This window comes from Bacillus cereus group sp. BfR-BA-01430 (assembly GCF_022663115.1).
GTDB lineage: Bacteria > Bacillota > Bacilli > Bacillales > Bacillaceae_G > Bacillus_A > Bacillus_A cereus_BD.
The window spans coordinates 41,514-50,279 of sequence record NZ_JAKUEW010000019.1; the positions used below are offsets into that span (position 1 = coordinate 41,514).

Below are 8,766 nucleotides of genomic sequence, written 5' to 3' on the forward strand. Positions count from 1 at the left end.
CTGTCGACTTGATTACCAGGTAATTTTCTTAGCACTTGTTACTTTAGCACCTTGAACAATGATGTTATCTGGTCCAGTGCCTACACCAATTTGTAGATCATAGTTATCAAAGATTTCTCCATAGTAATATTTTTCTGGTGGCTTTCCTCCAGAAAACGCTCCTAAATTACGCACAAAGTTATCTCCGATTTCTTTAGCGGCTTCTTTGTTGACTGCTGCTCCAACAATAACAGCCATAACAATCGTTTTACCGTTTACTTCTATATGAGCATCATGAACCAAAGGATTTTGTTTTACTTGCTCTAGTGCCATTTTCTTACCTTCTTCATTAAATTCCACCGTTATGGTTTCTTTTGTTTTTTCTTTAGCTACAGCTTTCGTCTTCTCTTTCTCTTGAGCTTGTTTAATCAACTCTTCACGTTCTTTTTCTTGTTGTTTCTGTTCCTCTTTTTCCTGCTGTTTTTGCTCTGCTGCCGATGTAGTTTGTATAGTTTCATTAGCTTTCTGTTGGCTATTATCATTTTTGCCAGAGAACATATTAACAATCGTACCAAGTATGAGTAAATAACCTAAACAAGCTACAACCATTTTCCACTTTTTCCCCGAACGGAATCCTAGTATCTTTTGATACCATTTCCGTTCTAACTTTATTATTTCTAGCGTTGTATTAGAACGTATTAATGACTCAATATCTTTCCCTTTATCAGTGGGTACGAATGTAAATGATTCATTAGTCCCTTTAAATTCAAAAACAGATTTCAATGCAAAGTGATCTACAGATACACTTGCATATGAATCGAATTTGTGTGTACCGATACTAACCGCTTCTTTTAAAGTCTTATCGTATGTAAACAATTCAACGTGCTCTTTGGTAACGGCAGCATATCCTACAGTCATTTTAGGTAAGTTAGCAGAGACAATAAGAGGAGTTTCACTGTATTTATTTTTATACTGAGCTGCTATGGATTTCTTAGCGATTTCAGATTCGCTAGGTTTTTTCTCTTTTTGTTTATCACTCATTCTAGAATTCCCCTTTCAAACGTAAAATTTCTCATTCAATAGTAACAAACATAATATCTGTATATTGTCATATTTTGTCGAAAAATAAAACAAAAAAAGGCAGCTGATAGGCTACCTTGATAAAACTGTAAAATTATGTACATTTTACCGCTAGAATCAGAATATTTTTCCATGTAAAATAAAGCCAAGAAAAAGAACGAAGGATTTTAAAAAAACTACATCCTTATATCTTTATCTAAGAATTTTGCGTAAGGAAGTAACTTTTTACAAAAATCTTCTCGTTGTTCATCATTCATGGAAGCGATTATCTGTTGGATTTCAATTAGTGTATTTTCAATAATTTTTGTGTTAGGTTTTATATTTCTGTTTAAAAGAATATCAACAGGTACGTTAAAGTAGGAGGCGATACGATCTAAAGTTTCTAAATCTGGTTCAAAACCATTCTCGTAGTTCTTAATTTGACCGCGGCTTAAATTAAGCTTATTTCCTAATTCTTCTTGAGTTAACCCGTATGAATTTCGCATCTTTTTCAACATTTTGCTAAATTCTCTCATACTGAGAATTATAAATCGAATAGTATGTTTATACTATGAATGTCCATAAAATAGACATTTTATATAATAAGTATATAAAATAATCAAACTAAACTAGAACAAACGTTCCGTTTTGTGGTATAATATGGGCATAAAAAAGAAAGTTGCGCTAGCAACCTTCTTATAATTCCAAGAATGCATCAAGAATTTTTATAAGTTTATTTCTTTTTTCTTGATCTAGTTTATTGTATTTCTGTAATAAATAATTAATTTGTTTTTCTTTATCTTCATCATCGATATAAGTGTTAATTTTACCAGTTAAATAATCTGCACTTACATCGAATATATGCGCTAATTGTTCTAAAACCTCATAAGAGGGTTTAGCTGCGCCATTTTCATATTTGGAAATAAGAGATTTGGATAAAGTTAATTTGTCTGCGAGATCTTGCTGTGTCATTTTTTTCACTTTCCTCAATTCTCTTAACCTGTTTCCGAATATGTTTTCCATTTTTTTCACCCCCTACATTCAACATCTTAACATATAGTTGAATTTAATTCAACTATATGTTGAAAAGATAAAATGTAGAATGCGATTGAAAAATGTTGAATTAAATTCAACATAATGGTATTATGTATTCGTGAGTGAGGTGATTGAATGACAATTTCTTATAATCCTCGAATAATTAAAGAAAAAAGAGAACGTAAAGGTTTATCACAAGAAAGACTGGCTAAATTAGTAGGTTATGAGGATAGATCATCTATTAATAAAATAGAAAAAGGCAATGTTAACATTCCAGATTTCCGTTTAAAGAGGATATGTTCCGTTTTACATATTGATTACGCGGAATTATTGAAATGATTTTTCAAAACAATATGTTGAATTTAATTCAACAAACAGGAGGTCTAACATGAGTCGTGATATTACTACTTTGTTGAATGAAGTTGAAAGAGGTGGCATTCAATTGGAACATTTAGCATTTTTGTTCGAACAAGTCCATGAAACTCAAGAGAATGAAAATTAATCACTAATATATCACTCAGCACAATGATGTGTTGAGTGATCAAAGGAGGTTTCATAGTGAATTCGTTACAATCCATTCAGGAACCAATTAGTCATTTAGTATTTATGGATGGCGATGTAGTTGTAACAGATAGTCTTACTGTGGCAGAAGTGTTTGATAAAGAACATGCAAAAGTTATTCGTTCTATCGAAGAATTGCAATGCAGCAAGGAATTTGCTGAAGCCAATTTTGGCGTGAGTGCATACAGGGATCGAAGCGGAAAACGAAATAAGAAATATCTTCTTAAACGAGATGGTCTGATGTTTCTGGTGATGGGATATACAGGTGAAAAGGCAGCTAAATTTAAGGAGATGTTCATAAATGAATTTAATCGGATGGAAGAGTATATAAAACAGAAACAGACGGCTCTTCCGACTTCTAGAGAACAATTAGTAGCCACTTTAAAATTAGCTCTTACTCATGAAGAGGATCTGAGTCAGATTAAGACAGAAGTACAAGAAATTAAAAATGATCTTAATCAACGTATGACAGTGGATTATAGCCAACAAACCGCAATTAGAAATGCTGTTAATCGTCGCGTTTATAAGGTTTGGGATGAAGGGATTGTGAATAAAAATATTCATGATACAAGAAGAAAGGTATTTTCAGCAATTTGGAAAGATGTATATGCAAGGTTTGCTGTAAATAGCTATCACAATGTACGCCAGAAGGACTTCGAGGAAGTAATAGATTACATAAAAGTTTGGCGTCCAAGATTAGTATAGGGAGGTTGTACAAATGTCAATTGATTTAAATACATTTGCCGAAGGAGCTCTTGCAGAAAGATTTGACACAGAGTTCCAACGGGTTTTAGAGAACATAGCAGATCCAAACACGGATCCAACTAAAAAAAGAAAAATCACGTTAACTTTAACGCTTTCTGGTACTAAAAAACGCGAAGTGTTGGATTGTATCGTCCAAGCGAAATCCACTTTAGCTCCAGCTGAAGAAGTAGGCACTAAGATTTTAATGGGCCAAGATGCTACAGGTGAAATCGTTGGGCAAGAATTATCTTCTGGTATTAAAGGGCAAATGTTCATTGATAGGGATGGAGATATTGCTAATGATATTGGTGAAAAAGTAGTTTCAGAAGAAACGCAAACGCAAAATAAGCCAACAACAATGGAACCGGCTATTGTGGATTTTCGTAAACAACAAACTAACTAATAAATAGTAAAGGAGCCGTAAAAATGATTAAACAAGCAATGGAATACTTACTAGAAACAGCAGGAGTAAAGGTTGAAAGAATTAATAATCGACCATATTCTACTCAACCGTTATATCCAGTAAAGGAGCCTACAGCATCTGAAATTACTGTTAACAGCTTGTCTGGATTAGTAGATTATATCAAGTCGGAATTCGACGGTGATCATCCGTTAATGATCCATGTTGAAAATCCTAAAAATATCTCTTGTTTCACAAAAGTTAATGATGATTATAACCGTAATGTTTTTATCAGAGCCGAGGCTTTTGTTCCCCACTTTGCATTCGAGAGATTTCATGATGCAGAGAGCTTTAATATTAGTTTGCAATCTGCATTTGTTAAAAATGATGATCGTGATGTAATGCTGAAAGTTGTCGGGAATATTCGTGAAGAAGCAGTGAATCAAATTGGTGATGATGGAGTTTCACAATCTGTGGTTGCTCAAACGGGTGTTGCAACAAGAGCCAATGTAGCAGTTCCGAATCCTGTCATGCTACAACCATTCCGCACGTTTGTTGAAGTAGAACAACCAGAGAGCCCTTTTGTTTTCCGCATGCAAAATGGACCGAAATGTGCGTTGTTTGAAGCGGATGGTGGAGCGTGGAAATTGCTAGCGATTGAAAACATTAAAAACTACTTAACTGAAAAACTAGCAGATGAAATCGCTAATAAGAAAGTATTTATTATTGCGTAACAGCAATTCATATATCTTTCAGCTGCATCCTTATCGATGTAGCTGAAATTGAGGTGAAATGAATGGGATTAGCTGATAGAGTGCTTCCAGAACATATACAGAGAGCTGAGAAGTTAGAAAACAAACTGCGTGAGTACATGACAAATCGTAAAATCTTGCTGCGTCAATGCGATAGAGCTATGAACGATGGCGAAATCACAGCTGCAAGAGAATTAAAGGCATTATGTAATCAACAAGCTGAAGAAGCAGCTGCGGTTGAAAAAGAACTAATTGAATTGTACAAGCAAAAACAGAAACAAAATCAATATCGTAGAAATAAAGAACGGAACGATGTGCTTGGCGTAGCGGATCATCTTGCGGCAATAGGTGGGAATCTGGAAGTAGTTAAACAAATACGTAAAAATGCATAAAAAAAGACCCATCGTGAAGACGGGTACCCAATAAGGATTTTCGAAATAAATTTACATTTGCAAGTATATCACAATATATGCACAAGCGGCCATTAAAAAGTGCATATATAAAAATATAAAGATTGATAAATTTTAACCTTAAAAAATAAAGTGGTAGGGAGTTGAAAGTAATGAATCATTCTTGGCTTGATAGTGGTGATTGGTGTGATATTTGCGGGAATACCATTCCTGCTGCTGATGTGAAAAATATGTATATCGACGGGTGTGAGAAAACGCTTTGTAAAAGCTGTCGCGGCGAAATAGAAAGTAAATTAAAAGTAATTGATACATTAGTGCTTAAAGATATGCTAATGCTGATTACAAAAAAGTACGGGCAGCATAAAGTACGACAGTTTAATTTGGTTAAAGCAGAACAATATGTAAAAGAAAATAACATTTCTTTGGAGATTGAAAAGCGTGGTGGTAAATTCAATCAAGAAAAATTAGGTGTGTTTGTAAAACTGTCTAATGATGAAATTTTGTCAATTCTGCAATTCTTACAAAGAAAGATTGGTGGGCACTTGTGGATGAATGCAGTAACAGGGGCTTTGTTAGATAAAAAGCTTGTATATACATTGCAATTAAAAGAAGGTGATCAACGTGACAGAGCAACTGACGATTTTTTCGGAGAATTTGTTTATTGATCCACCCGTTATAACAAATATAAAAGATACAAAAGTTGTGATGCGCGGAGAACCCTTTGATATCAAACAAGCTAACATAAAACATCGTCCTGGACATCCGGACTTTGTAGACGTCCTGGTGATTGTTCCTTGCGATGTATGGAGCGCGGACGAGCTGCCGCGCTCGGTAAGACAGGATAATCACTTTGATATGTATATCGATTATGTAACAGCTATATGGCGTTATAACAGAGCGCACAATAGTAATTTTGATTGGGAAGCAGCAGAAGAACTTTGCAGGAAAGCAAGAGAATCCCAGGAACCACAACAGATAAGAATTTTCTTAGATAGTACGGAATTTAAACCACAATTTGTAATTGAGTATGTATAAAATGGAGGAATTCGAAATGAAAATAGCAGTAGCAGCCATTCCAGTACCGGTATTTATTAAAACGCCTTTTGAATTAGGTGATTGGGTAGCGTTTGAGTGCGAAGATTATACAACATTTGCGAGAGTTAAGTGCTTAGATATAGATTCAAAAACAGGGAGAATTAAGGTATATGGCGTTTGGGGAAATACAAACGTAATGAACGCAGGAGATAAAGGCTGGCAATATGCTGATCAATGTCGGTTAGCAACAGAAGACGAGCAATATTGGGAAGAACGCCGCAGAGTCTTCGCTTCCAAAAATAGAAGAAATAATGAATTCCATTCTGGTGATTATGTTAGTGATGATGTAAATGCTTCAGTAGTATTACATCAAGATAAAGAGACAGGGAAGGTTGCTATTATGATTATCAATTCTGGTAAACGATATGAAGTGGACCCGGATGAGCTAGAAATATTATTTTTCAACGAAGATAGAGCGGGTTAAATTGATATGAATCTGGATACGTTAATTATTTTTGTAATATTGGGAATTTTGTCCGCTATAGCAATTAGAGTATTCGATAAGATTCGAAAATGAAATGTGATGCAGGTGAAATAAGTAATTGCGGAAACAAAAGTTAATCGATCTGTTAATAGATTTGGAGTGTTATAGAACGAAAGACCGCCAATTATGGGAATTGGACGAGATAGAATTGGCGGTCTTACTGATTGTGACAATAATGAACAGGAGGAAATGCGATGAAAAGTCTGTATAAATTCCGTGTTTATACAATTTTTCCACAATGGCGTTGTGAGCATATTGTAGAAAAAGAAAATGAAACAATGGCTAAATATCACTACTATAATCAAATGAAAAAGCTAGGTTATATAGATATGCCTTTCGAAATATTTAAAGGATTTATCGTTTGTGAATACAAGGATGTTGTTGATATTAGTACGCTTTTTGGTAAGGAGGAGCCATTTCAAAAAATGTGCCGTTACAGAAAAATCCATTTTGCTAAACGAGGGATGCGCGTTGAGGTACAAGGAAAAATGGGAACGATTGTTGGGAATTGTAAAAACGATTTATTTATTGTACTAGATGGAAATCCTCATAAGTTTAGATTTCATCCGCACTGGGAGATCGTTTATTTTGATGAACAAGGCAACATTATTAAAGACTTTCGTAAAGGGGTATATGCACAATGAGACATGTATCAAAATTGCACGTTATCACTAAAGAAGAGATGGAACAAACTTTTGATATTACGGAACTGATTGAAATGCAAAAAGAACTAGACAAGCGTATCGCTTATACAGGTACTGACAAATTAGATATGTTATTCCGTGCATTAGTAGTAGAGATTAGTGAAGCATGGAATGAAACAAGAGCATTCAAAATGTGGAGTGTAGAATTCGGAACACCAAAGCAAGGTCTTCTTGAAGAATTGATAGATGGGTTTCACTTCCTTATGAATATTGTTATTGAGTTAGACCGGTATACATTGAAACGTAGAATTGTGCCGCACTTTTGTTATCAACACATTATGAAAAATAATGTATCGAATGTCAATTTATTGTTCGAATGGTACATACAAGATACATTGGCTGCTAAAAAATCCTGGTGTTATTACAAAAATCTTAATGTAGCAATGACCCGTTTGAGCAGAGCGTTCGGCATTTTCTTCCGTCTTTGCTACTTATATGGATATAAATACGAAGATATTGTGCGTGCTTATAAAGAGAAAAACAAAGAAAACTTTGTGCGTCAAGCGAGTGGGTATTGAGATGTATCTATTTGTAGTTACATATGAGATCCCGCCAATGATAGGTGAGCTAAATGTAGATATCAATGCAAAAGATGAACATGAAGCATTATATCTTGTTAGAAACTTTTTGCCGCGTGCTGCAGTAGTACACGGTGCTCAACCAAAGAAAGTTTAACTGAGAGCAGAAAGTGGTGGATGTGACAATGAGTGATACGAAGTGGATTGTGCTAGTTTGGGTGATTACTATTGCGGCATGGTGGTTCGAATGAAGAAAGAAGATTTCGCGGTCGTAGCGATAGCGTGGTTTCTTATCACGCTCGCTATGTATCTTTTGAAATTTGTATTAGGAGTGGATCTATGATGATTAAATTACACGAAATTACAGAAGTAGAGAAGAAACAAACTTTCGATATTACGGAACTATTCGAAATGCAGAAGGAACTAGACAAGCGCATTGGATATAAGGGGAACGATAAGGCAGATATGCTATTTCGAGCGTTATTAGTTGAAATCGGGGAAGCGTGGAATGAAACGCGGGCATTTAAGATGTGGAGTACGGGGTTTGGGATTCCGAAAAGCGGACTCTTAGAAGAGTTAATCGATGGATTCCATTTTCTAATGAATATTGTGATTGAGTTAGATAAGTGTACATGGAGACACAAACTAATTCCATCATTCTATATCCAATCTATCATGAAGAAGAATACAAAGGATGTAAATATGCTGTTCGAATGGTATATGCAAGATGTGTTGACTGCAAAAAGGGCATGGTGCCAATACAGAGATTTAACTACAACGATGGGACATTTAAGAAGAGCGTTCGGTATTTTCTTCCGTCTTTGCTACTTGTATGGATTTACCTATGAGGACATTGTGCATTCATACAAAGAAAAGAATGCGGAGAATTTTGAGAGACAAGATAACGGATATTAATACAATTTGAATTTTGTATAAAACGAGGTGGATAGGGTGAATAAAAGAGACAGAATTACAAAGTTATCCGCAAATGCTCAAGTAGCTAAATCGTTAAGTGAATGCCAGCA

15 protein-coding genes are annotated in these 8,766 nt (G+C 34.9%); 12 read left to right on the plus strand and 3 right to left on the minus strand.

What is annotated here, in order from left to right; genetic code table 11:
- Positions 1 to 12: 12 nt before the first annotated feature.
- From MR058_RS20635 to MR058_RS20645, 3 genes are all read right to left on the minus strand, one after another.
- Complete coding sequence (locus MR058_RS20635) at positions 13 to 1,020, minus strand: hypothetical protein (protein ID WP_242145614.1); 1,008 nt, start codon at positions 1,018 to 1,020, stop codon at positions 13 to 15.
- Positions 1,021 to 1,235: 215 nt separating this feature from the next.
- Complete coding sequence (locus MR058_RS20640; RefSeq protein ID WP_242145615.1) at positions 1,236 to 1,574, minus strand: helix-turn-helix domain-containing protein; 339 nt, start codon at positions 1,572 to 1,574, stop codon at positions 1,236 to 1,238.
- Between the two features lie 160 nt (positions 1,575 to 1,734).
- Complete coding sequence (locus tag MR058_RS20645) at positions 1,735 to 2,061, minus strand: helix-turn-helix domain-containing protein (protein WP_242145616.1); 327 nt, start codon at positions 2,059 to 2,061, stop codon at positions 1,735 to 1,737.
- Between the two features lie 147 nt (positions 2,062 to 2,208).
- On the opposite strand from MR058_RS20645, the gene MR058_RS20650 reads away from it, so the two are divergent.
- The 12 genes from MR058_RS20650 (at position 2,209) to MR058_RS20705 (ending at position 8,656) form a co-directional block, all read left to right on the plus strand.
- Positions 2,209 to 2,412: a helix-turn-helix domain-containing protein gene (locus MR058_RS20650; RefSeq protein ID WP_242145617.1), complete on the plus strand. Its 204-nt coding sequence runs from the start codon at positions 2,209 to 2,211 to the stop codon at positions 2,410 to 2,412.
- A gap of 219 nt (positions 2,413 to 2,631) precedes the next feature.
- Entirely contained in the window at positions 2,632 to 3,339 is a 708-nt protein-coding gene (locus tag MR058_RS20655) for a Rha family transcriptional regulator (protein WP_242145618.1), read from the plus strand.
- Positions 3,340 to 3,352: 13 nt separating this feature from the next.
- The gene (locus MR058_RS20660; RefSeq protein WP_242145619.1) at positions 3,353 to 3,781 is read left to right on the plus strand and encodes a replication terminator protein; all 429 of its coding nucleotides are present in this window, start codon (positions 3,353 to 3,355) and stop codon (positions 3,779 to 3,781) included.
- Positions 3,782 to 3,804: 23 nt separating this feature from the next.
- Positions 3,805 to 4,512, plus strand: a complete 708-nt coding sequence (locus MR058_RS20665; RefSeq protein ID WP_242145620.1) for a hypothetical protein — start codon at positions 3,805 to 3,807, stop codon at positions 4,510 to 4,512.
- 62 nt (positions 4,513 to 4,574) lie between these two features.
- Positions 4,575 to 4,922 (plus strand): hypothetical protein, encoded by a 348-nt coding sequence (locus tag MR058_RS20670; protein ID WP_242145621.1) that lies wholly within the window; start codon positions 4,575 to 4,577, stop codon positions 4,920 to 4,922.
- A 170-nt stretch (positions 4,923 to 5,092) separates the two neighbouring features.
- Positions 5,093 to 5,605, plus strand: a complete 513-nt coding sequence (locus tag MR058_RS20675; RefSeq protein WP_242145622.1) for a hypothetical protein — start codon at positions 5,093 to 5,095, stop codon at positions 5,603 to 5,605.
- Positions 5,562 to 5,975 carry a cell division protein SepF gene (locus MR058_RS20680; RefSeq protein ID WP_242145623.1) on the plus strand — a complete coding sequence of 138 codons (414 nt, stop codon included), beginning with the start codon at positions 5,562 to 5,564 and terminating at the stop codon, positions 5,973 to 5,975. The genes MR058_RS20675 and MR058_RS20680 overlap by 44 nt, the downstream gene beginning before the upstream one ends.
- A 16-nt stretch (positions 5,976 to 5,991) precedes the next feature.
- The gene (locus tag MR058_RS20685; protein ID WP_242145624.1) at positions 5,992 to 6,459 is read left to right on the plus strand and encodes a hypothetical protein; all 468 of its coding nucleotides are present in this window, start codon (positions 5,992 to 5,994) and stop codon (positions 6,457 to 6,459) included.
- A 254-nt stretch (positions 6,460 to 6,713) separates the two neighbouring features.
- Positions 6,714 to 7,163 (plus strand): hypothetical protein, encoded by a 450-nt coding sequence (locus MR058_RS20690; protein WP_087099659.1) that lies wholly within the window; start codon positions 6,714 to 6,716, stop codon positions 7,161 to 7,163.
- Positions 7,160 to 7,741 (plus strand): dUTP diphosphatase, encoded by a 582-nt coding sequence (locus tag MR058_RS20695; protein ID WP_087099657.1) that lies wholly within the window; start codon positions 7,160 to 7,162, stop codon positions 7,739 to 7,741. Before MR058_RS20690 ends, MR058_RS20695 begins: the two co-directional genes overlap by 4 nt.
- Position 7,742: 1 nt before the next feature.
- The gene (locus MR058_RS20700; RefSeq protein ID WP_176371966.1) at positions 7,743 to 7,898 is read left to right on the plus strand and encodes a hypothetical protein; all 156 of its coding nucleotides are present in this window, start codon (positions 7,743 to 7,745) and stop codon (positions 7,896 to 7,898) included.
- A gap of 185 nt (positions 7,899 to 8,083) precedes the next feature.
- Positions 8,084 to 8,656, plus strand: coding sequence for a dUTP diphosphatase (locus MR058_RS20705; protein WP_048723936.1), 573 nt, complete (start codon positions 8,084 to 8,086; stop codon positions 8,654 to 8,656).
- Positions 8,657 to 8,766: the final 110 nt, after the last annotated feature.

What these genes read in the sequence shown, in the direction of transcription:
- MR058_RS20635 (WP_242145614.1), bottom strand. Translation starts at nt 1,020, where the DNA reads ATGAGTGATAAACAAAAAGAGAAAAAACCTAGCGAATCTGAAATCGCT.
- MR058_RS20640 (WP_242145615.1), bottom strand. Translation starts at nt 1,574, where the DNA reads ATGAGAGAATTTAGCAAAATGTTGAAAAAGATGCGAAATTCATACGGG.
- MR058_RS20645 (WP_242145616.1), bottom strand. Translation starts at nt 2,061, where the DNA reads ATGGAAAACATATTCGGAAACAGGTTAAGAGAATTGAGGAAAGTGAAA.
- MR058_RS20650 (WP_242145617.1), top strand. Translation starts at nt 2,209, where the DNA reads ATGACAATTTCTTATAATCCTCGAATAATTAAAGAAAAAAGAGAACGT.
- MR058_RS20660 (WP_242145619.1), top strand. Translation starts at nt 3,353, where the DNA reads ATGTCAATTGATTTAAATACATTTGCCGAAGGAGCTCTTGCAGAAAGA.
- MR058_RS20665 (WP_242145620.1), top strand. Translation starts at nt 3,805, where the DNA reads ATGATTAAACAAGCAATGGAATACTTACTAGAAACAGCAGGAGTAAAG.
- MR058_RS20670 (WP_242145621.1), top strand. Translation starts at nt 4,575, where the DNA reads ATGGGATTAGCTGATAGAGTGCTTCCAGAACATATACAGAGAGCTGAG.
- MR058_RS20675 (WP_242145622.1), top strand. Translation starts at nt 5,093, where the DNA reads ATGAATCATTCTTGGCTTGATAGTGGTGATTGGTGTGATATTTGCGGG.
- MR058_RS20685 (WP_242145624.1), top strand. Translation starts at nt 5,992, where the DNA reads ATGAAAATAGCAGTAGCAGCCATTCCAGTACCGGTATTTATTAAAACG.
- MR058_RS20690 (WP_087099659.1), top strand. Translation starts at nt 6,714, where the DNA reads ATGAAAAGTCTGTATAAATTCCGTGTTTATACAATTTTTCCACAATGG.
- MR058_RS20695 (WP_087099657.1), top strand. Translation starts at nt 7,160, where the DNA reads ATGAGACATGTATCAAAATTGCACGTTATCACTAAAGAAGAGATGGAA.
- MR058_RS20700 (WP_176371966.1), top strand. Translation starts at nt 7,743, where the DNA reads ATGTATCTATTTGTAGTTACATATGAGATCCCGCCAATGATAGGTGAG.
- MR058_RS20705 (WP_048723936.1), top strand. Translation starts at nt 8,084, where the DNA reads ATGATTAAATTACACGAAATTACAGAAGTAGAGAAGAAACAAACTTTC.